Origin of the sequence: Erwinia sp. HR93, from assembly GCF_034555055.1 — a bacterium.
GTDB lineage: Bacteria > Pseudomonadota > Gammaproteobacteria > Enterobacterales > Enterobacteriaceae > Apirhabdus > Apirhabdus apintestini.
On record NZ_JAXUDP010000001.1, the window covers coordinates 2,600,233 to 2,624,247 of the forward strand.

At 55.7% G+C, this 24,015-nt stretch carries 38 protein-coding genes; 1 reads left to right on the forward strand and 37 read right to left on the reverse strand.

Annotated elements, in window-relative coordinates; translation table 11 throughout:
* Positions 1-16 precede the first annotated feature (16 nt).
* The 15 genes from SFA31_RS12135 to terL form a co-directional block, all read right to left on the reverse strand.
* A complete protein-coding gene (locus tag SFA31_RS12135) occupies positions 17-1,036 on the reverse strand; it encodes a toprim domain-containing protein (protein WP_322838209.1) in 1,020 nt (339 codons plus the stop codon).
* Positions 1,023-1,370 (reverse strand): hypothetical protein, encoded by a 348-nt coding sequence (locus SFA31_RS12140; RefSeq protein WP_322838210.1) that lies wholly within the window; start codon positions 1,368-1,370, stop codon positions 1,023-1,025. Before SFA31_RS12140 ends, SFA31_RS12135 begins: the two co-directional genes overlap by 14 nt.
* On the reverse strand, positions 1,360-1,656 hold the full coding sequence (locus tag SFA31_RS12145) for a hypothetical protein (protein ID WP_322838211.1): 297 nt from the start codon (positions 1,654-1,656) through the stop codon (positions 1,360-1,362). The genes SFA31_RS12140 and SFA31_RS12145 overlap by 11 nt, the downstream gene beginning before the upstream one ends.
* Positions 1,646-2,182 carry a host cell division inhibitor Icd-like protein gene (locus SFA31_RS12150; RefSeq protein WP_322838212.1) on the reverse strand — a complete coding sequence of 179 codons (537 nt, stop codon included), beginning with the start codon at positions 2,180-2,182 and terminating at the stop codon, positions 1,646-1,648. The genes SFA31_RS12145 and SFA31_RS12150 overlap by 11 nt, the downstream gene beginning before the upstream one ends.
* Positions 2,166-2,627, reverse strand: coding sequence for a hypothetical protein (locus SFA31_RS12155; RefSeq protein ID WP_322838213.1), 462 nt, complete (start codon positions 2,625-2,627; stop codon positions 2,166-2,168). Before SFA31_RS12155 ends, SFA31_RS12150 begins: the two co-directional genes overlap by 17 nt.
* The gene (locus tag SFA31_RS12160) at positions 2,624-2,833 is read right to left on the reverse strand and encodes a helix-turn-helix transcriptional regulator (RefSeq protein WP_322838214.1); all 210 of its coding nucleotides are present in this window, start codon (positions 2,831-2,833) and stop codon (positions 2,624-2,626) included. Before SFA31_RS12160 ends, SFA31_RS12155 begins: the two co-directional genes overlap by 4 nt.
* 290 nt (positions 2,834-3,123) lie before the next feature.
* The gene (locus SFA31_RS12165; protein ID WP_322838215.1) at positions 3,124-4,299 is read right to left on the reverse strand and encodes a tyrosine-type recombinase/integrase; all 1,176 of its coding nucleotides are present in this window, start codon (positions 4,297-4,299) and stop codon (positions 3,124-3,126) included.
* A 303-nt stretch (positions 4,300-4,602) separates the two neighbouring features.
* Positions 4,603-4,911 (reverse strand): DUF1320 domain-containing protein, encoded by a 309-nt coding sequence (locus SFA31_RS12170; protein WP_322838216.1) that lies wholly within the window; start codon positions 4,909-4,911, stop codon positions 4,603-4,605.
* Between the two features lie 2 nt (positions 4,912-4,913).
* A complete protein-coding gene (locus SFA31_RS12175; protein WP_088208042.1) occupies positions 4,914-5,825 on the reverse strand; it encodes a Mu-like prophage major head subunit gpT family protein in 912 nt (303 codons plus the stop codon).
* Positions 5,826-5,842: 17 nt separating this feature from the next.
* Positions 5,843-6,274: a hypothetical protein gene (locus tag SFA31_RS12180; RefSeq protein ID WP_141114705.1), complete on the reverse strand. Its 432-nt coding sequence runs from the start codon at positions 6,272-6,274 to the stop codon at positions 5,843-5,845.
* The gene (locus SFA31_RS12185) at positions 6,271-7,350 is read right to left on the reverse strand and encodes a phage protease (protein ID WP_322838217.1); all 1,080 of its coding nucleotides are present in this window, start codon (positions 7,348-7,350) and stop codon (positions 6,271-6,273) included. The genes SFA31_RS12180 and SFA31_RS12185 overlap by 4 nt, the downstream gene beginning before the upstream one ends.
* Positions 7,351-7,600: 250 nt before the next feature.
* On the reverse strand, positions 7,601-8,077 hold the full coding sequence (locus SFA31_RS12190; protein WP_322838218.1) for a phage virion morphogenesis protein: 477 nt from the start codon (positions 8,075-8,077) through the stop codon (positions 7,601-7,603).
* On the reverse strand, positions 8,074-9,330 hold the full coding sequence (locus tag SFA31_RS12195) for a phage minor head protein (protein WP_322838219.1): 1,257 nt from the start codon (positions 9,328-9,330) through the stop codon (positions 8,074-8,076). The genes SFA31_RS12190 and SFA31_RS12195 overlap by 4 nt, the downstream gene beginning before the upstream one ends.
* Complete coding sequence (locus SFA31_RS12200) at positions 9,323-10,882, reverse strand: DUF935 domain-containing protein (RefSeq protein ID WP_322838220.1); 1,560 nt, start codon at positions 10,880-10,882, stop codon at positions 9,323-9,325. Before SFA31_RS12200 ends, SFA31_RS12195 begins: the two co-directional genes overlap by 8 nt.
* A complete protein-coding gene (gene terL / locus SFA31_RS12205; RefSeq protein ID WP_322838221.1) occupies positions 10,883-12,571 on the reverse strand; it encodes a phage terminase large subunit in 1,689 nt (562 codons plus the stop codon).
* 81 nt (positions 12,572-12,652) lie between these two features.
* Here terL and SFA31_RS12210 point away from each other — a divergent pair, with 81 nt between their 5' ends.
* The gene (locus SFA31_RS12210; RefSeq protein ID WP_322838222.1) at positions 12,653-12,910 is read left to right on the forward strand and encodes a hypothetical protein; all 258 of its coding nucleotides are present in this window, start codon (positions 12,653-12,655) and stop codon (positions 12,908-12,910) included.
* Here SFA31_RS12210 and SFA31_RS12215 read toward each other — a convergent pair.
* The 22 genes from SFA31_RS12215 to SFA31_RS12325 all read right to left on the reverse strand — a co-directional run bounded on the left by SFA31_RS12215 (position 12,882) and on the right by SFA31_RS12325 (position 23,963).
* The gene (locus SFA31_RS12215; protein ID WP_322838223.1) at positions 12,882-13,319 is read right to left on the reverse strand and encodes a hypothetical protein; all 438 of its coding nucleotides are present in this window, start codon (positions 13,317-13,319) and stop codon (positions 12,882-12,884) included. The genes SFA31_RS12210 and SFA31_RS12215 overlap by 29 nt on opposite strands.
* The gene (locus SFA31_RS12220) at positions 13,312-13,833 is read right to left on the reverse strand and encodes a DUF1804 family protein (protein WP_141114707.1); all 522 of its coding nucleotides are present in this window, start codon (positions 13,831-13,833) and stop codon (positions 13,312-13,314) included. Before SFA31_RS12220 ends, SFA31_RS12215 begins: the two co-directional genes overlap by 8 nt.
* Positions 13,833-14,099 (reverse strand): hypothetical protein, encoded by a 267-nt coding sequence (locus SFA31_RS12225; RefSeq protein WP_141114708.1) that lies wholly within the window; start codon positions 14,097-14,099, stop codon positions 13,833-13,835. Before SFA31_RS12225 ends, SFA31_RS12220 begins: the two co-directional genes overlap by 1 nt.
* Before the next feature lie 190 nt (positions 14,100-14,289).
* On the reverse strand, positions 14,290-14,769 hold the full coding sequence (locus tag SFA31_RS12230) for a hypothetical protein (RefSeq protein ID WP_322838224.1): 480 nt from the start codon (positions 14,767-14,769) through the stop codon (positions 14,290-14,292).
* A complete protein-coding gene (locus tag SFA31_RS12235) occupies positions 14,762-15,010 on the reverse strand; it encodes a DUF2644 domain-containing protein (RefSeq protein ID WP_254082134.1) in 249 nt (82 codons plus the stop codon). The genes SFA31_RS12230 and SFA31_RS12235 overlap by 8 nt, the downstream gene beginning before the upstream one ends.
* A 20-nt stretch (positions 15,011-15,030) precedes the next feature.
* A complete protein-coding gene (locus SFA31_RS12240) occupies positions 15,031-15,429 on the reverse strand; it encodes a M15 family metallopeptidase (protein WP_322838225.1) in 399 nt (132 codons plus the stop codon).
* 83 nt (positions 15,430-15,512) lie between these two features.
* Positions 15,513-15,962: a hypothetical protein gene (locus tag SFA31_RS12245; RefSeq protein WP_141114711.1), complete on the reverse strand. Its 450-nt coding sequence runs from the start codon at positions 15,960-15,962 to the stop codon at positions 15,513-15,515.
* 1 nt (position 15,963) lies between these two features.
* Positions 15,964-16,359: a regulatory protein GemA gene (locus SFA31_RS12250; RefSeq protein ID WP_322838226.1), complete on the reverse strand. Its 396-nt coding sequence runs from the start codon at positions 16,357-16,359 to the stop codon at positions 15,964-15,966.
* 16 nt (positions 16,360-16,375) lie between these two features.
* A complete protein-coding gene (locus tag SFA31_RS12255; protein ID WP_322838227.1) occupies positions 16,376-16,654 on the reverse strand; it encodes a hypothetical protein in 279 nt (92 codons plus the stop codon).
* Between the two features lie 130 nt (positions 16,655-16,784).
* Positions 16,785-17,105, reverse strand: a complete 321-nt coding sequence (locus SFA31_RS12260; protein WP_322838228.1) for a hypothetical protein — start codon at positions 17,103-17,105, stop codon at positions 16,785-16,787.
* 47 nt (positions 17,106-17,152) lie between these two features.
* Positions 17,153-17,518: a hypothetical protein gene (locus SFA31_RS12265; protein WP_141177815.1), complete on the reverse strand. Its 366-nt coding sequence runs from the start codon at positions 17,516-17,518 to the stop codon at positions 17,153-17,155.
* Positions 17,511-17,813, reverse strand: coding sequence for a hypothetical protein (locus SFA31_RS12270; RefSeq protein ID WP_141177816.1), 303 nt, complete (start codon positions 17,811-17,813; stop codon positions 17,511-17,513). Before SFA31_RS12270 ends, SFA31_RS12265 begins: the two co-directional genes overlap by 8 nt.
* A gap of 2 nt (positions 17,814-17,815) precedes the next feature.
* Positions 17,816-18,046 carry a hypothetical protein gene (locus SFA31_RS12275; protein WP_141177817.1) on the reverse strand — a complete coding sequence of 77 codons (231 nt, stop codon included), beginning with the start codon at positions 18,044-18,046 and terminating at the stop codon, positions 17,816-17,818.
* A gap of 206 nt (positions 18,047-18,252) precedes the next feature.
* Positions 18,253-18,714 (reverse strand): hypothetical protein, encoded by a 462-nt coding sequence (locus SFA31_RS12280; RefSeq protein ID WP_322838229.1) that lies wholly within the window; start codon positions 18,712-18,714, stop codon positions 18,253-18,255.
* On the reverse strand, positions 18,701-18,952 hold the full coding sequence (locus SFA31_RS12285; protein WP_322838230.1) for a hypothetical protein: 252 nt from the start codon (positions 18,950-18,952) through the stop codon (positions 18,701-18,703). Before SFA31_RS12285 ends, SFA31_RS12280 begins: the two co-directional genes overlap by 14 nt.
* 261 nt (positions 18,953-19,213) lie before the next feature.
* Positions 19,214-19,435, reverse strand: coding sequence for an ANR family transcriptional regulator (locus SFA31_RS12295; protein ID WP_322838231.1), 222 nt, complete (start codon positions 19,433-19,435; stop codon positions 19,214-19,216).
* 3 nt (positions 19,436-19,438) lie between these two features.
* Positions 19,439-20,065: a DUF3164 family protein gene (locus tag SFA31_RS12300; protein ID WP_004088898.1), complete on the reverse strand. Its 627-nt coding sequence runs from the start codon at positions 20,063-20,065 to the stop codon at positions 19,439-19,441.
* The gene (locus SFA31_RS12305; protein ID WP_322838232.1) at positions 20,055-20,285 is read right to left on the reverse strand and encodes a hypothetical protein; all 231 of its coding nucleotides are present in this window, start codon (positions 20,283-20,285) and stop codon (positions 20,055-20,057) included. The genes SFA31_RS12300 and SFA31_RS12305 overlap by 11 nt, the downstream gene beginning before the upstream one ends.
* Positions 20,286-20,465: a hypothetical protein gene (locus SFA31_RS12310; protein WP_322838233.1), complete on the reverse strand. Its 180-nt coding sequence runs from the start codon at positions 20,463-20,465 to the stop codon at positions 20,286-20,288. It lies immediately after the preceding gene.
* Positions 20,466-20,708: 243 nt separating this feature from the next.
* A complete protein-coding gene (locus SFA31_RS12315) occupies positions 20,709-21,629 on the reverse strand; it encodes an AAA family ATPase (RefSeq protein WP_322838234.1) in 921 nt (306 codons plus the stop codon).
* A 10-nt stretch (positions 21,630-21,639) separates the two neighbouring features.
* Positions 21,640-23,712 carry a Mu transposase C-terminal domain-containing protein gene (locus SFA31_RS12320; protein WP_322838235.1) on the reverse strand — a complete coding sequence of 691 codons (2,073 nt, stop codon included), beginning with the start codon at positions 23,710-23,712 and terminating at the stop codon, positions 21,640-21,642.
* Between the two features lie 2 nt (positions 23,713-23,714).
* The gene (locus SFA31_RS12325; RefSeq protein WP_141114729.1) at positions 23,715-23,963 is read right to left on the reverse strand and encodes a helix-turn-helix domain-containing protein; all 249 of its coding nucleotides are present in this window, start codon (positions 23,961-23,963) and stop codon (positions 23,715-23,717) included.
* Positions 23,964-24,015: the final 52 nt, after the last annotated feature.

Below are 24,015 nucleotides of genomic sequence, written 5' to 3' on the forward strand. Positions count from 1 at the left end.
CCCGTTTAAAACCCGTTTAAATCGCGCCAGAATCGTTTAACACGTCCAGCCAGTCACAACCCGCCGTTGAGGGCGTGAAAACGCGCACGGCGCATCCTGTGCGCAATAAGCGCCGCCTGAGACGCTCCGCTGCCCGCTGCCCTGTGCCGCTGGCGTCGTTGTCTGCGAAGATGAACACATCCCGTACCCCATCTGGCGGGGTGATGTGTTCAAGCCCGTAAGCAGAGACGCACGCCCACACGGGCAGGCCGGAACCCTGACGCACGGCAAGCGCCGTTTCGACACCTTCCGCGAACGCCAGCCGCCCGGACTCAGGCGGGAACAGCCGTACCGCCGCACCGCGCATCATGCCCTGACGGACTACCGCCAGTTTTTTGCAGGGCAGCGCCACGCCGTCACCGTCCGACAGTGGTGCTTTGTTTCCGGCGTGGTTCAGGTAAGTGCGGTGAATCCCCGCAAAACCGCCATCGGCGCGGGTGACACGGGCGAGCATGGCAGGCCAGCGCCCCAGCACTGCGCCCTCATGCCAGTAGTTCAGTATGCGGATGTGGCGCAGTTCACCGGTCTGCGGCAGCAGCAGGCCACGGCGTTTCAGGTACAGCCCGGCAGGGCTGCATTCCGTCAGCGGCTTGCCCTTGCTCCATGCCGCCAGTGCGCCGCCGTTCTCGCGTGGCACCGGGCGCGGCGTTTCGGCTATCGCCGGGCGGCGAATATCCGGGGTAAAGGATGGCGCAGCGCCACCCATCCCCAGCGCGTCCGCCACCGCATCCAGCGCGGTCATGAAGTCGCAGCCCAGCCAGTGCATGACCAACGCGAAGCCGTCCCCGCCCTGACTGTCCAGCCCCCGGCAGACGAACGCCCCGCGCCCGTCGTCGATAAAGCTGAAACGGTCAGTACCGCCACAGACCGGGCAGGGCTTGTTACGTCTGGTGAGGGATTTTTCAGGCAGGCCAACACGGGCAAGCACCACATCCCAGCGCCCGACAGCGGCGGCACGCACCGCCCGGACGCGCTCGCGGGTGTTATCGCTGCGCATGTTTTTTCCCCGCCTGCATCGGCTGGTCGCCGTTGATTAAGCGCCAGCGGTATTGCTCAGTGAGGGCATAAAACCCCTTACCCAGCACCGCCAGATTGCGCAGGCTGTCACCCATTGAGCGCCATTCCTCCGGCGTGGGGTCAATCGGCGTGTCGTCGGTCACGCCCGCCATCATGTGACCTATCCCGGCGATACTGTCCAGCATGGCGCGGGAATACTGGTCGGCCTCTTCGAAAATCTCACGGGCAAGGGCGCTGTCTCCCTCCGCCATCAGGCGGGCGAGCAGGTCAATCATGGGCGTGGTGTAGGCTTCGCGAATTGGATCACTCAGCATGATGCACCTCCCCGTCAGTGGTGAGACTGACAATATCGGTCAGGCCGTCCGCCAGTTCGCTGGCGGCTTTGCTGAAACTCCCGTACAGGTATTTTTGCTCCGCCGTCCACGCGTGACCATGCGGGGCAAGCTGCGCGATAAGTTCCATCGCATCGGTCAGCCCCTTGAGCAGCAGATAGGCGTTGGTCGTGGTGGCTCTGCGCTGGTTGCCTGCGGTGTGTTCACGCGCCGCCATGCTGGCGAGTTCCATCACGGTGGTTGCCGGGTAAACGGGATTATTCAGCATGAGAAACCTCCGCAATCTGGCGGCTGGCAGTGTCCGCAAACGGCAGGCGGGCGGTCATGAGCAGCAGATAATCACGGGCAAACGCGCGGCGTGCCTCGCGCTCACTGGCGGCAATCACGGAGACGGTAACGGGAGGAAAAACATCGGCGCTGCGGTCGAATGCGGCAAATTTGAAAACGTAGGTCTGCGGCGCAGACAGGGAAAGGCTGGTCATGCTGGCAACTCCTCTATCGAATTGAGAAGTCTCGCCAGATGCTGTCAAACATGGGTGGCGAGACGTGGCGGGGTTGACAGACTGGCGATAGAGTAACCAGCAGGCGTTAAGCCTCCCCACCACGTCCCACCATAAATCGGGGGTATGGATGGTTTTCGGGCGTAAAAATACCGCTATTACGGAAAATAAGCGGCTACCCGCTCTATCTGTCAGGCTGTCAAACCCGGCTGACGAATTTGCGTCAGCAACAACAAAATAATTTGCCGCCGCGCATCCGTCAACGGATTTTTGAAAATCAGTGCAAAGATTCACGTTTGTCGCCTCCCGAAAGCCCGTATTCGCGGATGATTTTCCATGCGGATGTGTTGCCGATGCCGTAGCGGGGGCAGAGATATGACAGCGCCATGCGGCGGGATTCCCCGGCTGTTATCGCCGCCTGTAAGTCGCGGATAAAGAGCCGGTTACGCCATTCGCGCCGGGCATGGTCGCATTTGGGGATAACAAACGAGCTTTCGCCGCCGAAGGTGTGCATAAATCGCTGCATCTGTGCAGGCGTGAGCACTTCCAGCAGCAGGGACAGGCGTTCATCCCCGCCCGGACGCAGGCCGCGCGGCACAGGGAAGCAGGAGCCGCCAAACCGCGCTATCAGGCTGGCGGTGGCCTCCCAGCCCACAATCTCCGCCATCTGCTGGACGCTTTCCGGCAGGTGTGCCGCCATCAGGCGCAGGGCGTTACCGTCAAGGGTGATGTTTTTCATGTGTTCGCCGCCTCCAGTCCCGCCAGCCAGCCGCGCAGGTCTTCCACGCGATAGCCGTTGGTGTTGTCGCCCATTTTGCACGGGGCGGGGAATTTCCCCTGTCTGCGCCAGTGCCAGAGCGTGGAGCGGGCAACCGGGGCGATGTGCCTGAGTACGTCTTTCTCGCGGACAAGGCCAGTTTCGGGAAGGGTGAAGGTGGTGTTCATCTGCGTGTCTCCTGTGGGGTAACGAAACGCAGTGAAACAGCATCAGACAGCATGAAACAGCTACAGGGGTGTAGCACCGGGCGGAAATGGTTACACATAACCCACCATGTGTAACCAATGTGTAACCGCTTGTGTAACCAAAATAGAGTTATATATATTAGTAAGTTATCTCTTAATAAATACAATGGTTACACGGTTACACATCAATACGGGTTTTCTCACGTGTGCGCCTGCGCGTAGCAAGAAAAAGGCCAGCTTTTTAGCTGGCCTGATAAAACGCACAAAAAAAATCACTTCCGGCGTTGGTCGTCGATAAAGTCCGCCCACCACTGCATCATCCGCGCCCGTTCATCAAGGTACTCCGCCCGGTTGTAGGCGGCGCGGATTTTGTTCGTCTCTGAGTGCGCAAGCTGGCGCTCTATCACGTCCGGCCTGAATCCGTTCTCGTTGAGCGTGGAGCTTGCCAGCGCCCGGAATCCGTGAGGACAGGCGATACCCCGGTAACACATTCGGTGCATGGCCTGATTAAGCGTGTTGGGCGCAAGACAGCGTTGCTTACCCGACGAGGGAAACACATAACGGTTACGGCCTGACAGCTTGTGTAACGCCGCCAGAATCCCCACCGCCTGCGAGGACAGCGGCACAACGTGCTCCTGCCGCATCTTCATGCGGGAAGCGGGAATAACCCAGCGCCGCGCTTTCAGGTCTATTTCCGCCCACTCCGCCCCGCACAGTTCCCCCGGTCTGACGAACGTCAGCATAAGCAGTTCCAGCGCCAGCCGTGTGTAGGTGTGTATTTTCCGGTACTGCTCAAGGTTACGCAGGAACGCGCCGATTTGACCCACGGGTAACGCCGGGCGGTTAACTGCTTTCTGACGGGGGACTGCACCAGATAACTCCCGCGCCGGGTTAAACGCGATAAGACCACGCAGAACGGCGCATTGCAGAGAGCGCGAGAGAACGGACAGCACCGCCCCGGAAACATGCGAGCCACGCTTATCCCGCACCCTGACGATGAATTCAAACAGTTCCGGCGTGGTCAGTTCCGCTACCGGACGGTTTCCAAAGTAAGCCCCGATGTAACGGATGTTCCGGGCGTGCGCCTGCCGGGTGCGCTCCGCCATCTCGCCACAGTACAGGCGCTCCCACTCCTCAATCGCCGCCATCAGCGTGTTTATCCGGGCGCTGGCCTCGCGCTGCTTTTTCTCCCTCCGTGGAGTCATGGGGTCAGTCCCCGCCAGAACCATGCGGCGCATGTCGATTGCCCGCTCACGGGCATCCGCCAGTGATACCAGTGGATAAGCGCCTATTTTTATCCTTTTATCTTTACCATCAATAAGATAGCGGTAATACCACGTCTTTTTTCCCTGCGGTGTTACCAGAATAAGCAAGCCGTCCTTGTCATAGGCTTTGTATGTTTTACCGGATGGTTGCAGGCTGCGTATTCTGCGGTCTGTGAGTGACATGATGAGTCTCCGTTAGGGATTACCCTTGCCCTCAATCCGGTTTTTTATGGGTATTAACCGAATCGCTGAAAGCCGCGTATTCCGTGGCCTGAGAGGGTGTGCAGGGTGTCAATATGGGTATTTTTTTTGCCCTTACCCCGTTTTTTCACTGGGTATTAGTGGGTATTTTTGTTTCTGATACCCAATAAAGCATGAAACCGTATAAAACGGCATGAAGCAGCATCGAACAGCTATTAAATGCAATATCAGGTGGTTAGCGTCAGATTCTGGCGTTTTTGAAACGCTATCGAACGCGCCTGAACATCAAACACTATCCAGCCAGCTGATAGCATCCTCGTAGCGCAGGCGGATCACTTCGTTGCAGGTATGCTCGTTACCGGTCAGCAGGTAACGGGCGATATCACAGCAGTAATCACGCAGCGCATCGGGCACCTGCCGCAGCGGCAGGCGATAGCGGGCACCGATATACGCATCAATCCTGCCGCTCGCCGACCGGAGGTGGCGGGCGAGACGCTCATCATCCGCCTCATCACTGTTCCATGGCGCTGACACGCTGACCGCATCACGCTCTGTGAAATAGGTTTTGTAGTCCTCCGGGGTGGCGTAGCTCATGGTCAGTTTCCTTTACCCGTGGAGCCGTAAGCCATCTGCCAGTAGCCGAACGCAGCGGCACCGCGAGACTCAACGCCGTATTTATACTCAGCCCGCATAAAGACGTCGTCCGAGTCCATATTGGTCTGGGAGACAAAGTCCGGGGATTCACGCTCCTGGAAGATAAGCGGCTTCAGCACTTTGGTGGTGTCGAGGAGATACCACTCGGTGTCGGTTTTCAGATCCTGAATCACCAGCACTTCCGCAGAGCCTTTGTAGAGGTTCGGCTTACCGTCTTCCAGGCGTTCAGCGGTCATCAGCGTCCTGGCGACATCTTCCAGCGCCGGAGGGACAACCAGTACATCCGGGGTGATGTTCAGCGGACGGTCGTGGCGGTCTTTCAGCTTTTTCATACTGGTGCGGGCCGCACCAAAGGACGCTTTCGCTTCAGCCTGAGACGCAACGGACAGCGGTGCCTTGCCCATGTTGCTGTAGGTTTTGTCACCAATAACGTGTTTGTCGCTGAAGAACGGCTGACCATCGTAAGCCTTCTCGGTGAAACCTTTGGTCAGTAACTCAAACACAATCTCATGCGGCCACATCGCCGCGCTTTCACCTGCACCCGCAGCCTGAATGCCGTAGATACCCAGCTGGTCATCCTTGATGTGGTTGCGCTTGACGACAACCGTGGCCTCAAAATCCTTGTTCGGTACGGTAAAGTCCTGTTTCAGCAGCTTGGTCAGTTGCTTCTCACCAATCCACTCGCGCATCTTGGGGAACATCTCAAGCCACGCGTAGTAGTTCGCCGCCCCCGTGGAAGGGATGCGGGTTGCCACGCGCTGCCACTGGGGTTTACCCAGCGTCAGACCGTTCTGAAACGACTTTTTAAGGTTCAGAAACAGCACACTGAGATTGGCTTTGTTGATTGCAGCCATAATATTTTCCTTATAAATCAGTAAATCCAGACGCCGTCACTTTCGATCAGGATGATTTTCCCGGCGCTGCTGCGTGTCGCTTCACCTGCAGGCGTCTCGCCTTCAGCAGGCGTACCGCCGTTTTCAGCAGACAGCGTCTGGTTATCGACGATGTAAGCGCGGCTGAGCAGACTGGCCTGAGTGATGGTGCCATCGCTGGCCCACTTGAACGCTTTGTTGGCGCGAACGTTGATAAGCTGCGCCCCGTCTTCACCGGCGCTGTTATCCACGGACTCGTCGGCACAGCCCGCATATTTCAGGGTGGCATCCTCCTTGCCATTGACGGCAAAGCCGGTCGCGTTTACACAGACGATGGCTCCCATCGGGATAACTTCGCCTTTGGCAACGGGCACCGGCACCAGAATGCAGTCGCGCCATGCCGTGTCGCGGGGTTCAGTGATAGCGGTCATTTTTTCTCTCCGGTCAGGTCTTCAGCGGTATTACCGAACTGGCTGCAGATAGCCAGCTGCTCGGCGTTCAGTTCGACGCTATTGTCCCGGCCACCCTCAAACGTCATACCGTCAGACTGCAGCTGTGACAGAGCCTTGATGGGCTTACGGGTGCCGATCATCTTTTCCATAAGCGCATAGTTGCTCTTGCCCAGCTCGCGCAGGTTGTCTTCATCCGCACCTTTCATCACGCGCCCGTCACTCAGGGCGGCGGTCAGCAGGGTCTCGACCTTGTCTCCCTGAATCTGAGAGGACAGAGAGGCCAGTTCATTACGGAGATCGTCCACCACGGCCACAGGCACAAATTTGGTGGGGTCAGGCGCACCGGTCTGCGCGGCAGACAGGGCGGCAATCTTCGTCTGACCTTCCTGAATGGCCTGGTCTTTTGCGGTCAGCTGTGCCTTGTGAGCGTCAATCAGCGCACCGATGCTGGAGCAGTTGGCCTCTTTGAGCTGATTGTTCTGCAGGTCTTCCAGTGCGGTCTGAATAGCCGCCTCATCAGCCTCCTGCTTCAGCCCCATGATGGCGCAGAGGGCGAGACGCAAATTTTCGTTCATCGGTTTTTCTCCGTTATCAAAAAACATTAAGGACGCCGCCACCTGACGCATCCCGTCCAGCACCGGCATATTGGTGAGCGCGGCGTTGACCAGCTCCCGCACGTTTCCCTGCTCGTCATAGCGGAAGGTCGGCGATACATAGCGGTATTCATCAGCCTGAATCAGCGAGGCGGCACGTTCAGTCCACTTTACGTCAGCAAACAGGCCTTCACCCTCCACCCAGGTCAGAGACTTGAACCAGCCTGACGCAGGCACCGGGCCACTGGCCTGTGGGGCATTCAGGGACTGGTGCTCATAGTCAAACTGGTAGTCATTCACCCGGCTGTTGGCGGCATCAATCAGACGCTGTGCCAGTGAGGCGTCCAGGAACCAGCGCTGACCACCTGACGGCGCACCAAACCAGCCAGCCGGAAACAGCTGAATGCGGGCGGTGTTGTCCTTGTTGATGCCTGAAAGTGAGGCGGTGGCGAGCTTCCACATCGGTGTATTGCGTCCTGAAACTGTCAAAGTGAGGACAGGATAGGCGGCAGGCTAAATGCCCGACAGTTACAGGGGTGAAGCGGTAATAACAGGGGGAGGAATCAGGGGATTAAGACAGTAACACCGTGGCTGCATGGCGCAACCCCGTTTAAAACCCGTTTAAATCGCGCAGAATGGCGTTAAAACAATGCAGGGGTAATACGTTACCCCCGAAAGCGAAAAAACGCCACAACGGCCTTTTGTGGGCTTATCAGTCTTCCCCGCCAAGATGGTCAATGACCGCCTGGCGGATGGCGTCGTTATCATCATCCGTCAGGCTGAGGAAAGGACGGGCCGGAATATCTGAACCAGGGTGGTTGACCTGACTCGCAAAGCGTCCGTTAAAGTACAGCGCTTTTTTGTTGCGGGGGCGGATGATGTGAGGGCGCGTTTTCCCTCCCATCTGGTGGATTCGGGCATAGACCACATTGGTGCCCACCACCGCCTGATCGTTATCGGCGAACGGCTCAATTGAGCCGTGCAGGCGTCCGGTCTTCATCAGCGGCTTGCCGTCTCGATATTTAAGCGGCTTCCACGCCGGACGCCCGCCCTGAACAAAGTTCTCATCCACCGCATCGAGCATGATACCCGCGACCTTATTCATCAGCGGCTCACGGTGCTGGCAACGTGCGGCCAGCTTGTCGAGCCAGTCGCGGAACTCGTCAGAAATATCGATATCGAGCTTCATGCATTCCCCTCCGGCAGCGTACCGTCAATCAGGCGGGCGCGTGCGACGGCTGCAGGTGACCACGGCACCGAGGATACCGGTTCGAAGCCATCAGCGCTGCGGGCAAGCGTGACCACGCTGTAACCGGCTAAATCCTCCACCACCATCAGCAGAGCCTCGCCGCGCTGCAGCACGGCCACCGGGTAACGAAATGCCGATGCCAGACGTCCAAGCCACGACGCACCGGCTTCCCGCAGGCTGACAGCCGTTTGCGCCGGTAAGGTGATAACCGGCGACGGCAGAGTCGCACTGTCACTGATTGCCGCCAGCACCAGCGGTGATAATGCACCGGCGCGGCGAAAATCCCTGCCGGGTCGCGCAGGCAGCGAGCGCACCCAGCTATCAAGATCGCGGTTCATTGCCGTGGCCAGCCGGTTATTGCGCAGCGTTTCATACACTGCCTGCGCGGCAAGGCGTGGAGGGGCATCAACGCTTTTCTCCAGGAGGGACTGACCCAGCCCGGCCAGATACCCACGCCCCGGATTGAGGTTAAAACCTGCATCCGGCACCATCATCCGCCCGGTCTTCGGATCACGAAACGCTGTCACCGGGCGCATTTCCCCGTCAGTGCCGTAAGGTTGCTGGATTGTTGTCATGTACGCTTCCGAGGATTCAATACCAATCGGATGCGCATCAACCTGAGCCTGCGTGAGCGCCCTGACAAAGCACCGGCAGTTATAGCCATTCGGCGGAAACAGCACATTCCAGATAGGATCGTCCCAGCGGAATATACGCCCGTGCAGGGCTGCATGCGCAGGCCGGGTGCGACCGTCCATGATGGCGTTGTACTGCCAGTAAGGGCGCTCTTTCGCATTCGCTACCATCCACTGATAGCGACCCGCTGCATGCGCCGACTGGATATTGGTGCGAAAAATGGTATCCAGCCGATACGGCATCAGCTTTTTGCCCTGCAGCACGCCATCATCATCGGCAACCAGCCCGCGCCCCAGCCAGCCCTTACGCTGCAGCAGCGGCTCCAGTTCGTCCTGGAACTGGCGGAAGCTCATCCCTTCCGTAAGCGAGCGCGTCAGGCTGTTCTGGATATCGCTGAGAACATCCAGCTTTGTGATGCCGGCCACCGCAAACTCTACCGCGTGAGCCTCGTCCTGCATATCCTTCCAGCTCATGGTGGGCGTTAACCCTTTTGACTGGAAGTAAGCTATCGCCCGCGCCGGTGGCAGGGTCATGGCAAAACCTGCATTAATCTCAGGCATTCTGCTGCCCCATGAAGTCTGCGACAAAGACCGCCTGACCAACCAGCTCGCGCAGGGCCATATCGTCCAGCGCTGGATAGCTGGCTGCAAGAAGCTCGTAAACCTCATCCGGGCTTCGGGCGGCTTTAACCTTCGAAATAAGCGGTTTCAACATTGCTTCAGCAGCGGCAGTGGCCTGAATGGCCAGAAGCTGCGGAGCGGCATCCAGCTGCAACTGTACGTTGTCAGTTCCACTCTGCGGCACAGAGAGGGCAGCAAGGCGGGCCTGCATTACCTGAGACAGCGCGGCGTCACCAGCCTGCTGGCGGGCCAGCGGTTTCAGGATGGTCTGCCCCTCCTGAGGCAGCGGGATACCGCTTTTCGCCGAGACCCAGTCAGCAGTAATGTCAAAGCCCGCCTGCTGGGCGCTGTTCACCACTTTCATCAGACGCTCAAGGTCGACCGCTTCGCGGGTATCAAACTCAAGGCAGGGTGCCCGCTCCGGGTTAAAACGCCCGTTCATTGCCAGCACCGGCCACAGCAGCTGCTGCGTCAGCGTTTCTGCCGACATCCAGGCATCACCGACGAGGAGATCGTGACGGATTTCGTTATGTACATTGCCGAGCGCATTGGTTGACGATTTGCCGTCGGCCTGACTGGTCAGCGTCCCGCCGAGAATGACCTTTGACTGTACCTTCTCGCACCAGCTCACCATATCGAAGAAGGGCGCGCTCTGGCCTGCGGACGGAGAGACCAGCTGGATTTCAGCATTAGACGGAATGATGCCGCCGCCTTCACGGGCCAACATACGGATACCGCGTAGCAGGTTCAGGCGCTCTTTGTCGGTCATGGAAGAATCATACTTACCGATGCGGAACGGCAGGCCGTAGAGATTCAGGAACTGCGCCCAGTCGCGGGCGGACAGATTCTTGAACAGGTATGTCCAGACCAGTACGCGAAACAGGCCGCTCTGCGCCACCGGGCCGGATTTGGACTTGTGCTTATGCACTATCCAGCCCATGTCCCACAGCTCCTCGCCGTCAACGCTGCCCCGGTTCAGCCGGATACTGTCCAGGTCAGTCTGCGGCATGGTAAAGGCGCGCGCCGGTCGCTTATGGAACGCTGACGGAAGCCAGAGCGAGCCTTTGCGGCCCCATTCGATCTCGATACATGAAAAGCCGTGGCCGATAGCATCCAGCATATCCATCAGCATCTCGCGGAAGCCCGGCAAATGGCGCAGCCACCAGTCGGCCTCCGCCGCAACTTTTTTTTCCGCCCCGGTGGCATCCGGGGGCGGTTTGACGGAAAACGGCAGCGTCAGCAGCGCACGCTTACGCTTGGACAGCTCAGCGAACAGGTGGCCGTCGCGCTCTTCCATATCGGTAAACAGGTCGCTCTGTGCCTGAATGTCGCCCTGTTCGGCAGCGCTGAACAGGGCATACACCCGCTGAATATCCAGCCCGGTGGACGGGTGGCTGGCGGTATCACTCCAGAGAAAATCATCGCCACTGCTCTGCATGTCCTGAGTCTTATCGCGGCTGAAAAAGCGTTTAAACGCGGTTTTAATGTCCATTTACCATCCTCCCGATCCGAACCCGTCAGAGCCGTAGTCGTCATCATCGTCATGCCTGCGGCGCGTGGATGAGTCAGACTCCACGGCCTCCAGCTGGCTGACTGAAATAAATTCAAAGTTGCCCACGCTGGTTGACGCGATGGCAAACAGCATATGCAGGGCATCCGGGCCGTCATCATGATCGGCCATCGGAAAATGCATCAGCTGTTCGCGCAACGTGGCCAGCGCACGTGCGATCAGAATATGCTCGCTCTCCATAAAGGGCTGCAGGGACTCAATACGTCCGGCCTTGTCGGTCGAGGGAATAACCGAACGGGCCGGAACGGGCACACCGGCTTTCAGTGACTCCTCTATCAGCGTCTCGCGCAGGAAGTCCTGGAACTGCACCGACTCAAACGCCCACGCGACGCAGCCGAACTCGCGCTGCAGCTGGATAACATCGGTAATAATCTTTTTGGGACGGCGCACGCGGATATCAGCCCGGACGACCTTGAGCACTTTTTTAATGCGGTGCCAGCCGCCAATCAGCAGAGCGCTGGGGTCGTTGCCCCGGCTGTTATGTTTGCCAAGCGACGGGTCGCAGGCGCCAAAGTAAATCAGGTCAGGCTCAAGCTCCCGCCACTCATGGATACAGCCGTGGAAGATGGCATGCTCGCCGCTGACGGGGTCGTTCTGGTATTCGGCGTCGAAGGCGCGGGTGCCGACGCGCACACGGATCAACATCAGCGCCAGCAGTGGACGAGCGGCCCACGAAACGCGGGAGCCTTTCAGCAGCGCTTTTTCATGGCGGTTATAGAACGCCTTCGCGGCATTCTTGCCCTTACCACGCAGTACCGCTTCCCACTCATCCCACAGCGCCAGATTCTCTGGCCAGGCGAGGATGGCCTGAAAGCGCTTCGCGTTCCACAGCGGGTTTTTCATGGTGCGGGCCAGCACGGAATCGTAGTGCAGGATTGACCCGACATAGATAACATCGAGCTTGACCCCGGCCCCGCCCAGTGGCAGCACCGTGCTGTTAAGCCACTTCTCCAGCTTGTCACGCTGCTTTGGCGTTACCACGTTCTCGTCGTTCTCAAGGTCATCGAGGTGAACCAGGTCAGGACGATATGCGCCATGCTTACGGCCACGCAGACTCTGCCCCTGACCAGCCGATTCAATTTTGATGCCCGACGCAGTCAAAATGCAGCCGATACGCCACACCCGGCCCTGTCCGCAGGCCTCCGGGAAGTCCAGCGCCAGACCGGCGTTATAGAGCAGCTCGGCCTTGATAACCTCCAGAGACTCCGCCGACTGAGCGGACGTGTCGAAGGCGATAATGATGAATTTCTTCAGCTCAAGGACGACGCACCACAGGTCGAACAGCTGCTGACCGAGGGTGGTTTTTGCTTCACCACGCGGGGCGGCAATAACGTCATTCTCACTCTCAGGGCTGGAGACAATCTGCGGCAGGCGCTCATACAGATACTCGTGCAGCGCACTGGTTTCCGGGTGATGGAGGTGATGCTTAAAGTAGGTGTTTACGAAGAAGCGAAACCCGGTCACCGGATCGCTGACCTGTAACCGGCGAGCCTGTATCGCCTCCGGGCTGCTGTCCAGACCACAGCTTGCGCTCTCTATGCGGTCGCGCAGTTCCCCCTGAATGCGGGCTATCTTCTCGCGAAAGGCTTTAAGCGAAGTTTTTGATGCCACAAATAACTAACCTCTTAAAAAGAAAGCCCCTCTGTGCCAGGATACTGCTGCCAACAATGACCCTTCAAACAGAGAGGCTTTATGTCTGATACAGAAAAACTCACCATCGAACAGAAGATTGAAATTGCCCGTCTGGCGACCGAGATTTATATGACGGAATACCAGTCCGGGCATAATCACTCAGCGGCAAAACTAAGCAGAGCCGAAACAAACCAGATGTCGAGCGATGTGCTGGAAATCGCCGTCGAGAAGCAAAAGTTGCACGACATACGGACTGACTTTCAGCACATTTATCAAACACTGGAAACGGCTATCGCCGGTAATTCAGACGATCGGTAATGAAATCTACGGCTCCACCGGGGCCGTATACCACCTGCAGTGCCACCCACAGGTCATCCATAAACCCCGTGTGCTTCAGGCCGTCGCCAAACTCCTGCCGGAGCAAATCGACAATCCGGTTAACCTGAGCCTGACCATAGGCCAGCGGCGCTTTTTCTGTGCAGGCTCTGGCGGCGCATTTCATATCGGCCACGGTGGTTGATGCTATTTCTCGGGGCTGGCAGCGGTTAAGTGCTTCAATAATCCCGGACTTCACCTTACGGGCAGCGGCTTCATCCTTCGTACAGACGAAATAATCACTACAACCATTGAGAGTGACGATAACATTTGCCCCTGAGAGCATGAGGCGGGTGATATCTCCGGCGCGAACCGAGAGGCGATCATCAAGCTCAATCATTGGGTTAGCCATATTTTTTCTCCACTATCTGCTGAAACTCAGGTAATACGTCCAGAAAGCCCGCCATCAGCGCCGGGTGCTTATCGCTGAGAAAGGCGGCTAAATCCTCCACCACGCCCGCCGCGACGATCAGACGGTCGGTCTCCGGCAAAATGCGCTTACTGGCGGCTATCATCTTGTTAAAGCCGTCCTGCAGCTTTGCCAGCAGGCTGGCGTAATCATCGGCTGGCAGTGCGGCCTGACCGTCTGCACCTTCACGGGCCTTGCGCAGCTGTTCCATCGCATGCTTATGGTGCTCAAGGAACTCCAGCAGCAGGTCACGGGTGATATCCTCCGGCACGCCGGACGACAGGCGACGGGCCGCACGCTGTTTGTCCCAGTCGTCGCCGTTCTCCCGCGACTCACGCCGCCAGCGGATAACCGACGCCACACTGACCCCGTGCATCGGCCCCAGCACTTCGGGGGCGATCCCCTGCGCAATGTAATCGCGCCTGACGGCATCCCTTACCGCTTTCGGGTGCGCCATTAGCGGCCCCCCGTGGCATCGGTGCGGCGGTCTATACGGTCGTTCATGCGCTCAATCGACTGCTTAATTTCCGAGAGCATGGTCATAATCTGCTCCTGATCGCGGAGTGCATCTGATTTGAGCTGAAACACCGTGTACATCTGTCGGTTCTCTTCCCACAGGCGGTTAATTGTGGAGTGCAGATTCTTTATCCAGAAAGTAAAGCCGAACGAAAAAACGCCCAGTAACGCGGTTTGCCAAAATTCCACAATGTGTCCTGCGTCCATTTATTGGTCCTCCTTGCCTGGCCAGAAAAACGCCTCAAGAGCCTTGAGTTTTGCGGCGTTCGTCTGACACCAGGCACCGTAGTCGGTGGCATGTCGCAACAGGGCATCCGGGGGTAGCCCCTGTGAGCCACCGGCATATGCTGACGGTGCGGGCGGCATCGGGGCTACCGTGACCATCGCTCGCGGTGGTTTACTGTCCTGAACTATCACCGGCGCTGGCGTTACCACCACCGGGGTATCCGAGGGCTTTGGTGTAGAGCCGCAGGCTGTGAGGGCCAATCCCGTTATAACCACAGCCAGAAGTCTGCTTGTCCTGATTGTCATCGCTGACCACCTTACTGATATTCAGCTGCAGCAGACTGCTGGTCTGCTTCAGCTCAAATTCTTTATCAGCCAGCTGCTGGGCAAGCCGGTCAGCCCGCTCACGCTGCTGGCGCTCGTCATCTCTTGCCTGCAGTAGCGCCTGCTGCCCGGCCTGTGCCAGTTGCTGGCGTTCATCAGCACGGGCCTGTTTCTCTTTGGCCAGCGCGGTATCACCGTCCGCCTTAGCGTCTTTATGCCCGGAGTCATAGCCGGTGCTGTGCAGCCACCATCCTGCTCCGGCCAGCGCCGCGCAAAGCACGACGCCGGGTAAAAGGCGGGTTAAAAGCCATTTAGCTGCGCTATTCATCCTTGCCTCCCGCAGGCCGGGCAACAGGCACCTTCAGCTTCTGGTGAACCTGCACGCCTGCATGTGTTACCCAGGCACCGAGATACAGGCCCAACGCAGCATCAGGTTGCCTGTCCATCACCACGCAGATAAGCAGCGCCAGCGAGCTGACAACCAACGCCACCATGGTGGCCGTATCGGTGGTGGACAATCGTCCCTGCGGATTAGTGATTAACTCAGCGAGACGGTTAAGGAGCGCCATCAGTACGATCCCCCGGAACATCACGCGGCTGTAGCCGGATACTGTGCAAAGGGAAGCTGGAAGTGCGGGCCATCTTTCAGCGTTTTCCAGTCGCCACCCCACTCAACGGGGATGGAAAGCTCAACTGAAGCCTGTTTGAACGCCTGCGCAATCTGCTGATAGAGCGGCATATCCCACGAAATATCACTACCGACATACGCCACCACGTCAACCGCATGCCCGGTAAGGTGGCGGCTGTTCATGGTCTGGCTACTGCCCTGAGCGACCATCTGTTTCTGACGCTCCTGAGAGCGGAGGCCTTCGGTGATACCAAAATCAACGGGAGACAGTTCCAGCGCACGGCGGGTCACTTTCACCAGGTCAGAGTGAACACCCTGCAGGCGGGATTCGCTGCGCTGACTGAAGCGGAAAGAAGACATAAAAAACCCTCACAAAGTTTGTGAGGGTTATTGTGATGGGTGGCGTAACTCAGGGCATGATACGGGGGTGAAGCGGTATACCATCAGAACAGTGCCCCCTGTGCCGGGGGAGAAACAGCCTGACGGCGGCTTGCCACAATGGCCCATGCACGGGTGTTACCGATGCCGTATTTGGGGCCGAGTACCGTGAGCGCCATACGCAATGATTCGCCATCAGCCAGCATGCTGTCAACCTCAGCAAGAAAACAGCGGTTGCGCCACTCGCGCAGCGCGTCGGCACAGCGGGGGATCACCAGCGAACTGTCACCGCCGAAACGCTTAACCAGCTGGCGGGTGTTCTCTTCGCCGATAACCTCCCGCAGCATGGCCAGACGACGCTCGCCAGTGCCGCGCAGGCCGCGACCGACCGGGAAACAGGCACCGCCAAAGCGTTCAATCAGCCGCTGCGTGGCGGGGAAGCCAATCACATCGGCTATCTGGCGGGCGGTATCCGGCAACAGCGCTTCGAGAGATTCAAGGTCAAACTCGCGCATATTACAGCCTCCCGTGACGCTTCGCGTCAACAATCAGCATTTGCATCAGCTTACGCACCTGATCGTCATTCAGCCACTCTACCGGCTTCGCCTCGCCCAGCATGCGCTCCACAATACCATCGAGATAACCCCACGGACGGCCAGCCTCCGCCAGCATGGCCTCAATCTTACCCAGCATAGCTTTACGACCCGTCGCCACGCGGGGACGGCGACCACGGGAAGACGGCGCAAAGCCCTGAGTGCGCATGTACAGCACCACTTTTTCAAGTTCGGCGGTGGTACAGTCACGCGCCGAACGTTTGCCGGTCTGGCGGGCCAGCACATCGCGATAAGTGTCATCGTCCCAGCCGAGGGATGATTTGCCTGTGTGAATAATGCGGATCAGATTTGCTTTCATTGGTATCCCGTAACCGTCAGATGTCCATAAGAAGCTTGAGATCAATCTTGTGCTCACCGCACAGTGGTGCAGCCTGATTAGCCGCCTCGACTGCGGCCCGCATCTCCTCTTCAGCCCTGACGGCATCCTGCTGCAGAGCGGTCAATTCCGGCACATCAATAGTCACAGCACACAGGTTTTTCAAATCACCGGCTTTACGTTCCAGCATGGCAAGACTGAGGCGACGACGATCTGCCGCGTCCTGAGCCTGTTTTTTATAGGCGGTGTACTCGCCGAGTTTGGCATAGTTGGTCATGGGAAATTCTCCGGGGATTCAAACGAAAAAACCCCGCACAGGGCGGGGCTTGAGCCAGTTTCAAATTGTGGTGAACAGTTTTAACAATTTGATTGGATCACAAAAACAGCATGGCGTCAATTAAACAGAATCACTTTTTACCGCCCCATAGCTCTGCATTTTCTGCCTTTTCAACGGCTGATAGGGTTTTCTGCTCCGGCTCACGTTTCGGGGGCGTCAGGTGCGAGCGAGGAGCTTTATCCGCTTTCCTGAAAAATTCAGGGTATTGATACTTTAGCGAGTATAACCAGACAATCACACACACCACGGCAACTCCGGCTATAAGTTCTATGCCGTTGGCAATTCTCTCTAACTGATTTTCGACAAAAGCCCCACGAATCATAGATGTCACGGTCGAGAAAAGAACGCCCCCAATCGCACAATTTCTAAACGTTTTTAATCCATCAGACATATAAAAACCCCTCAAAAAAAGGCCTTCCGAAGAAGGCCATTATGCTATTAACGGAAATTTTCCACTATTCTAGGTGCTTTCGACGCTACAACATCCATCTGGAATAAAACAGGGACACTGACTTTGACCAGTTTCTCTACGCTACAGACCTGATCCTCAGGGACGACGATTTTAGCGTAACTTCGGGTAATCTCCTGGAATTTCCAGCCATTATCCTCTGCAACCTCAAGCCATGCCTCAAGCCAAAACAATCCGCCCTGAAGATAACTCAAGAACGAGGCGATATAATCCCCAGACTCAATAGCATCATGAAACGACGCGGATACCAACGTTCCACCGTAGATATCGCTACCAGCGCTTACTGGTGGCTCCTGACCATCAGGATAATCGACCACGAACGTCATTTTACCCATGACAGTTCTCCTTAGCGGATGACACCTTGCGGTTATGGCGGCATATTGTCGACCACATCTGGATCTCATTGAGAAATGCGCACATACCTCGCACCGTTCTCCGGCAACCAAGCTTATTGGACTTACCAACCGAACGGCGAGCTTTACGCATAACGCGTCGATTATGCGCATTACAGACTTCAATCCAGCGGTTTTTATCGCTATTTTTATACGGGGAGTGACAACGTTTCCGGCGGAAACGGTATTCCTTCTGCCACGCTTTATTTAGTTCATCGAGATAAGTAGCCTTACCCATAATTAACTTTCCTCCCATTCAGTGCCGCGCTTCCAGTCATCCACTGAACCGTCCAGCTCTTTCGATAATTCACCAATTTGTTCCGACTGTCTTTCCAGCAGTGACATCACCCAGGTATCCAGCTCACCCCAGCACTCTGCCATTTCGAGCAAATGGCGTTCGATCGTCGCCAGACGACGCAGGTGGCTGCGGGCGGTTTTAACGTGTTCAGCATACGGATTAGCGCTGGCCATGACTTCCACCCCATCTTTTCTTGTGCTGATTAACAGCAGCCTTCATTGATGCCTGGACTGTTTTATTCAGAATCCGGTGATTACGGTTGTCGTAGAACCTCAAACGCGAAACGGCTGGCAGAGCCGGGCACTCGACGACAGAACTTCCATCATTAAGACAATACTCGTGCCGTTCGCCGGGCTGAGGGTAAATTGCTTCGGTGACTCTAAGCAGCACTATCGCCCCCCTTAACTACATCAGCGCTGACGAACCCACCGGGAGCCAGCTCAAGCCCTTTTATTTTGCGAAAGTGTGTTACCACCGTCCGCGCCGTAGGGAAGAACGTATCTGTTACCTCCAGCGTTTTCTCCGTCATATATCGGTTCTCTTTGCGCTTAAGGTAAGCCTTACCGCCGCGCTCCTTAGCAATAGACCGCGTGATTCGCGCGTGAGGGTTAATCAGTTTCTTGCGAAGAAACACCTCAGAAAGAGGGTTATAAGCCTTATCATCCTTTTTCAGAAAACCCACCAGAGCATGGCCGCCCTCCGCGACGATGTAGGCCATTTTGGTTTCGCGAACGGTGATTTTCATCACTTCAATTTCATGCCCCTGATACAGGAAGCGCACAGGAGCACCAGATTTAAGCGTATTTTCGATACCAGTCCATTGCGGTTTAGTAATCGCCATCGTCATCATCCTCATCAAATGAAAATGGCAGTTCACCTAATACACTCAATGCCAAAATAATACCGATACGAACACCCTTTGCTTTTTCGCTACCGGCCTGAATATCTGGCAGCCCGTTACCTAAAGATATGGATGCATCAGGTTTAGCCAGGACGAGCTGCAGGTCGGCGACTTTTTGCTCATGCCAGGACGTTAAATCCTGAATAAATTCAGCGAATTCGGAATTAACTATCTTCATATGAATTACCTTGTTTCAGGCGTAAGCAGTCCCCTGACGGTTTACGCCATAATTAAACGATGATTAATTTCGGTTTAAATTCAGCCCGCAGGCGTCAGTGTTTCTGTTTTAACAAAATAAGGAGCGCGATCTATTTCAACAATACAACCACATTTAAAATCCCGCGCTTTATCTCTGGTTCTGACCGGATAACCGCCCCTGAGCGCTCTGCATGGCTGGTATATAAAATGACTTCCTACCGCATGCGCCTGATTAAAAGCCTTAGCTTTCATTGACCCCGCCCCAGCCGCGTGCAGCAGCATTAGAACAGTAAGCGATACGGGTCTCAGCCCACTGGCGACAGTGACTGGTGCGGGCATATCTCAGGGCGGATTGCCATAGTTCAGCAGCCTTACCCCATTCCCCGTTACGCTCTGCGCGTCCCGCCCCAACCGCATACAGCCCATAGTTATTACGCGCGGCATTCTCGACGTTCATATTCATCTTTTATACCCCAGCAATATCTAGAGGAATATTGACCATCTTTCCGTTTTCATCTTGCTCTTTGAAGTTGATATAAGTCGATGTTACGGAAACGACCAGTGCTTTATTTAGCGCCTCCATCGCCTGCTGCCAGAGTTCGTCCTGAATATTAAGCTGGCGTAAAGAAATAATACGGCCCGTATTCAGCTTGCCTTCCTTATCCACATCGAAAGCATCAGTAATAATCGTCAGTAGCTTCTCATCCGCGCCCTTAGACCAAGCTTTTAGGCAGTCATCTATCATATCCTTGGCAACCTGCAGTTCAGGACCAAATGTCAGCCTATCTTGTACGGCTATCTTAATTTGCTGACTTCCATCGAAACTTGAGAAGGTCACGTTGCCTTTGACGCCACCTAGCTTACGCCCGAATTTCTCAGCACATAATTCCAACCACGCATAACAATCCCCAAATGAGTTATGTTTAAAGGTGGCTATACGCTGGCTCTCTGCTTTAGCTTCAGCAACACGAGAACGGACAAAGGCATCCATTTCACGATCATAATCAGAAACCTGCTCAATCGGCACCAAGCGACCTTTACGGTCTTTCATATAACCTTCAGGAACAACCGCAGTTTGATTATTAATGGACATTTTTATTTCCTTCTGTAGTGGATTTAATGATTTCTTTTGTTTCACAAATGCTGGTGTCGATATGTTTAAACCCGTTCATCGTTTCCATCGCGGTCAGTATTGACTGGTGAATAAATGCGGCATGTGCCGCCTCCTGTTCCGTGCAGGGACCACTAGCTTGAATAAGCGTACCAACACCAGTATCATCCTGCTCAATAAAGACTTTCATCACTATCGCCATTTAACTATCTCCATCATGACTTTCTTTTTTTAAACGATTTAACTCACCCAAACAGGCTGCTAATAAACATTGAATGAGCGTTTCTTCTATATCTTCATTTTTATTTGCATTGTCGATTTCAGCATTAAAATTAATGCCATTATTATTACTTGAAAGCGTCAAAATTAATTTTACAGCCATTTATTCAACTCCAGATAACCGTACAGCCGCCGATATAGGATGTCCGAGTCATTTGTCGAACACCGTCTGAAACTTCCAAAACCTCACTGACGGGCCACACAGGGCCGTTGAGCGGGGGTAAGGCGTACACTACCGGTAGGTGACGGTGCCACCCAGTAACACGCCCACCGTGGGTCTGGATTTGCATTTTTGCGCGGGAGCGGGCCGCTGACATCGCTGTTCTATCCATATTTTTACCCTCTATTAATGAATTAGCATTTGTGCATAGGTTTCAATTAGCTTCACACTGATACCTTGATTACCGATAGCGCTAGCGCGAACCACGCCTCGCGCCAGTTTGAACATTCGACGATAATTACCTTTCGAATATTTCAGAAAGGCCTCTGCGACCCCCTGAGCTGAGATAACGTTTCTGCCGTCATGTGTGGGCAATAAGCTGGCTAAAATGGCATTAAAATCATCAATTTCAGATTTCCCCTTATGCACCTCAAGGTCCAGCGCCATACCTACACGGCTGTAAAGCTGTGCGAATTCACCGCGAGACCCCTTGAGGTTAATCAGCAGGCGTGGCATGCCCGCCAGCACGATGGCGACGCCAGAACGGTCGTGGATGCGGCGCAGGACTTCCAGCGCACGGTAGGGAAGCAGTTCGGCTTCATCCACCAGGACAACCCAGCCGGTGCCCGTCAGCGCCTGTATGCACTCCTCGCTTAACTCATGGATATTGCCGTTCTTCTTCACGCCGAGGCGGGCGCACAGCTCCTGTAGCAGCACTTTGGCGGTGTAGCCGGGGTCAGCCTCAATCAGGATCGCGCCCTTATTCATCTCCACATAGCGCTTCAGCGCCATTGTTTTACCCATGCCTGCCGGGCCGTAGATCACACCAATATCGCCGTCCATATGGGTATTGTTAATCAAGCCCAGCACCAGCCCGGCCAGTTGGGTCTGAACAAAACGCTCTTTAACTTCACGGCGGCGGGCGCGTTCTTCCTCGCGGCTGATAAAGTCAGCGATAGCCGACTCGACATTACTGATATTGCCGTTATAGACGCCTTTCAGATACTGAGAAATAACCGCAGTACTTAGCCCTGTTTTAGTGGCCACCTTTTTTTGGGTGTAGCCAGTCCCCTCCAGCAAGTGGATTAATTTATCTTTGATGTTCATTTAAATAACCTTATTGATGATTACTGGCTTTCTTTAAATCGCTTTCAAATTCCGATTCGAATAAATAAACCTTTTCGGGTTCGTTATTATTTCGCACTGGCGCGAACATCGTAACGTCAATCTCCGGTCGCTGTTCAAGCGCAGGTCGCAGCTCTTCCTGCTTGCGACGCACCTTGTCTTCCAGATTCTTGACGCTGCGTTTAACGCGCTTCTCTTTAAGCTGCTCGATACGGGCTTTCGGGAAGGCATCGACTTTGTTGCCGTTCCAGATGGCATCACATATCCAGGTGCCGTCCATACGCCGCACGATAACGCTGTGGGGGTCATGAATATCAAAACAGACACGTACCTCTTCGCCTTCGACACTGGCCAGTTCGGTGCTGAAATAGATATTTTTAAACAGCTTAATTTCGCCGCGTCGCGCTATACAAATCTGCTCAGGTCTGAACATTTCATGCAGTTCAGAATTGGTCAGGAACTGAATTTCTTCCTTTTCCTGCTTAATAACGTGATTACGGTAGGCCAGCGGAGACCAGTGCTGCCCGTTGTTACGCTCTGGCAGGCTGCTGTGGGGGCGATTATTATGCCGCTCTATCTGCCGCTCAATCTCTGCAACCAGCTGCTCCATCGTCGGCACCTTGCGCATGGCTGAGGCCTGTACTTCATTCAGGGGCTTACCTTTCTCCAGCGCATTGACCGCTGAATCCACCGCTTTTCGGTACTTACGTTGCGCCTCCCGGTCACCAGATTTACCCACCCAGGAGCCAAAGGCCATCGCGGCACGCTTCGGTATTTCCTGGTTAAGACGTTCGATAATACCGCGCCCCTGTGGATTACCCGGAATACCTGTGGGGTGCTCAATACCGAGGCGGGAGAAAATACCGGTAATATCGGCGTCAAATACCGCGTTCTTTTCACCACCGCCGTTATCGGAGTAGTACATCAGCGGTACGCCGTAGCGTGATACTGCGTTACGGATGGCATCGCCTACGGCGACCTGGCTCTCGGACATGGCCAGACTCCAGCCGACCACCACGCGGGTGCGGGCGTCAATCACCAGCGTAATCTCAGGCCGAAACGGCTTGCCTGTCTCAGGGTTAATCACTTCCATCTTCATGCCGTGACCATCGCCGACCCACACGCCGTTAACCGGGATAACTGACCAGTCGCGGCGCACGAACGGCAGATACTTCTTATAATCGGAGCCGGTTGCACGTCCGCGCTCGCGCTCGGCTACGGGCAGCTTGTCCAGCGCATAGCGTACTGTATCGACCTTCGGTAGCATGGATAACATGATCTCGTTGTTTCCGTACTGTTCAACCCACCACTTCGCAAACTTCTCGTATGCCATCATAACGGTGGGTTTATTGGTATCGCGCCAGAAGCGCATGAAGTCCGGCATCCATGAATACTGGAATACCTCTTTTTTGCTGACCTTACCAGGTGCCAGCAGCACCATGCGTTCACCCACCGTATCCGCAGCCATCCAGGCTGAGAGCCAGCGCTGAAGCGTGGGCACGCTTACCCCGGTGCGGGTGGCACCCTTGCGGGCATTGGCGATATCTGCGGCCCGCTGCACATAATCTGGCAGCGTCCCGGCGACAGAAGCGTCGGCAATAAACTCGACCGCCTGTTTGCGCTTCATGTTGAGACCGCCATTTTCGCTGCTGTCCATCAGGCGTAACACCTCCTGAACCAGCACCATCCTCGCATCACCGACTGCTTTCTGGCTGTCGGTCAGCTCGCGCAGCTTCTTCTCCTGCAGGGCCGGGCATTTACGGTACAGCGCCAGCTCGCGCTGCACTTTCTCGCCACCGGCTCCTGCTACCAGCTCGCTTCTGGCGGTCGCTTTGACCGGAAGGGAAGCAGACTGCGCCAGCAGCTGACGAGCTAAACGGGCCTGAACGGCTTGACGTGCAGCGTCCGGCAGGCAATCTACGTGGTACTCGAAGGCTTTAGTGCCTTCACGCTTTCGCACAAAATCAGGATGGCCACTGGATAACCGAAACAGTGCTTCCCGTACCCCTTTGGTTGTTGCGGGAAGTCCGGGGATGCCCACTAACTCTTTAGCAACAACAAACATGGTTACGAAGCCCTCTGAATATAACTTTCAGTCTGGTAACGACTGGGCCAGATCTCTTGCGGTGTCACCCCCAGTGCATCTGCGACGATCTGCTGATAAGGCTTGCATGGCGTGCGCAAAACGCTTTTGAGTGAATCTTTGCTGTAACCCGCCTGGAGAGACAGAGTACGGAACGACAATCCGCGTCGGTGGATCTCCGCTTTGATGATTTCAGGGTGCCAATCGACAACCCGCTCTTCTTTTCGATTCATCATTCATCTATCCTAAAAAGTTACTCGTGCGGATAACCGCGTGGTTATCTCT

Bases quoted from the DNA above. Each gene is read 5' to 3' on its own strand.
- SFA31_RS12200 (WP_322838220.1), bottom strand. From the start codon at position 10,882: ATGGACATTAAAACCGCGTTTAAACGCTTTTTCAGCCGCGATAAGACT.
- SFA31_RS12245 (WP_141114711.1), bottom strand. From the start codon at position 15,962: ATGCGCGAGTTTGACCTTGAATCTCTCGAAGCGCTGTTGCCGGATACC.
- SFA31_RS12325 (WP_141114729.1), bottom strand. From the start codon at position 23,963: ATGAATCGAAAAGAAGAGCGGGTTGTCGATTGGCACCCTGAAATCATC.
- SFA31_RS12280 (WP_322838229.1), bottom strand. From the start codon at position 18,714: ATGGCGATTACTAAACCGCAATGGACTGGTATCGAAAATACGCTTAAA.
- SFA31_RS12300 (WP_004088898.1), bottom strand. From the start codon at position 20,065: ATGTCCATTAATAATCAAACTGCGGTTGTTCCTGAAGGTTATATGAAA.
- SFA31_RS12260 (WP_322838228.1), bottom strand. From the start codon at position 17,105: ATGTCTGATGGATTAAAAACGTTTAGAAATTGTGCGATTGGGGGCGTT.
- SFA31_RS12225 (WP_141114708.1), bottom strand. From the start codon at position 14,099: ATGGACGCAGGACACATTGTGGAATTTTGGCAAACCGCGTTACTGGGC.
- SFA31_RS12240 (WP_322838225.1), bottom strand. From the start codon at position 15,429: ATGTCTTCTTTCCGCTTCAGTCAGCGCAGCGAATCCCGCCTGCAGGGT.
- SFA31_RS12185 (WP_322838217.1), bottom strand. From the start codon at position 7,350: ATGTGGAAGCTCGCCACCGCCTCACTTTCAGGCATCAACAAGGACAAC.
- SFA31_RS12320 (WP_322838235.1), bottom strand. From the start codon at position 23,712: ATGTTTGTTGTTGCTAAAGAGTTAGTGGGCATCCCCGGACTTCCCGCA.
- SFA31_RS12270 (WP_141177816.1), bottom strand. From the start codon at position 17,813: ATGGGTAAGGCTACTTATCTCGATGAACTAAATAAAGCGTGGCAGAAG.
- SFA31_RS12145 (WP_322838211.1), bottom strand. From the start codon at position 1,656: ATGCTGAATAATCCCGTTTACCCGGCAACCACCGTGATGGAACTCGCC.
- SFA31_RS12155 (WP_322838213.1), bottom strand. From the start codon at position 2,627: ATGAAAAACATCACCCTTGACGGTAACGCCCTGCGCCTGATGGCGGCA.
- SFA31_RS12170 (WP_322838216.1), bottom strand. From the start codon at position 4,911: ATGAGCTACGCCACCCCGGAGGACTACAAAACCTATTTCACAGAGCGT.
- SFA31_RS12220 (WP_141114707.1), bottom strand. From the start codon at position 13,833: ATGGCGCACCCGAAAGCGGTAAGGGATGCCGTCAGGCGCGATTACATT.
- SFA31_RS12165 (WP_322838215.1), bottom strand. From the start codon at position 4,299: ATGTCACTCACAGACCGCAGAATACGCAGCCTGCAACCATCCGGTAAA.
- SFA31_RS12230 (WP_322838224.1), bottom strand. From the start codon at position 14,769: ATGAATAGCGCAGCTAAATGGCTTTTAACCCGCCTTTTACCCGGCGTC.
- SFA31_RS12175 (WP_088208042.1), bottom strand. From the start codon at position 5,825: ATGGCTGCAATCAACAAAGCCAATCTCAGTGTGCTGTTTCTGAACCTT.
- SFA31_RS12310 (WP_322838233.1), bottom strand. From the start codon at position 20,465: ATGGCTGTAAAATTAATTTTGACGCTTTCAAGTAATAATAATGGCATT.
- SFA31_RS12285 (WP_322838230.1), bottom strand. From the start codon at position 18,952: ATGAAGATAGTTAATTCCGAATTCGCTGAATTTATTCAGGATTTAACG.
- SFA31_RS12215 (WP_322838223.1), bottom strand. From the start codon at position 13,319: ATGGCTAACCCAATGATTGAGCTTGATGATCGCCTCTCGGTTCGCGCC.
- SFA31_RS12255 (WP_322838227.1), bottom strand. From the start codon at position 16,654: ATGACCAACTATGCCAAACTCGGCGAGTACACCGCCTATAAAAAACAG.
- SFA31_RS12250 (WP_322838226.1), bottom strand. From the start codon at position 16,359: ATGAAAGCAAATCTGATCCGCATTATTCACACAGGCAAATCATCCCTC.
- SFA31_RS12315 (WP_322838234.1), bottom strand. From the start codon at position 21,629: ATGAACATCAAAGATAAATTAATCCACTTGCTGGAGGGGACTGGCTAC.
- SFA31_RS12210 (WP_322838222.1), top strand. From the start codon at position 12,653: ATGTCTGATACAGAAAAACTCACCATCGAACAGAAGATTGAAATTGCC.
- SFA31_RS12195 (WP_322838219.1), bottom strand. From the start codon at position 9,330: ATGCCTGAGATTAATGCAGGTTTTGCCATGACCCTGCCACCGGCGCGG.
- SFA31_RS12140 (WP_322838210.1), bottom strand. From the start codon at position 1,370: ATGCTGAGTGATCCAATTCGCGAAGCCTACACCACGCCCATGATTGAC.
- SFA31_RS12265 (WP_141177815.1), bottom strand. From the start codon at position 17,518: ATGGGTAAAATGACGTTCGTGGTCGATTATCCTGATGGTCAGGAGCCA.
- SFA31_RS12190 (WP_322838218.1), bottom strand. From the start codon at position 8,077: ATGAAGCTCGATATCGATATTTCTGACGAGTTCCGCGACTGGCTCGAC.
- SFA31_RS12135 (WP_322838209.1), bottom strand. From the start codon at position 1,036: ATGCGCAGCGATAACACCCGCGAGCGCGTCCGGGCGGTGCGTGCCGCC.
- SFA31_RS12305 (WP_322838232.1), bottom strand. From the start codon at position 20,285: ATGGCGATAGTGATGAAAGTCTTTATTGAGCAGGATGATACTGGTGTT.
- SFA31_RS12235 (WP_254082134.1), bottom strand. From the start codon at position 15,010: ATGGCGCTCCTTAACCGTCTCGCTGAGTTAATCACTAATCCGCAGGGA.
- SFA31_RS12160 (WP_322838214.1), bottom strand. From the start codon at position 2,833: ATGAACACCACCTTCACCCTTCCCGAAACTGGCCTTGTCCGCGAGAAA.
- SFA31_RS12295 (WP_322838231.1), bottom strand. From the start codon at position 19,435: ATGAATATGAACGTCGAGAATGCCGCGCGTAATAACTATGGGCTGTAT.
- SFA31_RS12180 (WP_141114705.1), bottom strand. From the start codon at position 6,274: ATGACCGCTATCACTGAACCCCGCGACACGGCATGGCGCGACTGCATT.
- SFA31_RS12275 (WP_141177817.1), bottom strand. From the start codon at position 18,046: ATGGCCAGCGCTAATCCGTATGCTGAACACGTTAAAACCGCCCGCAGC.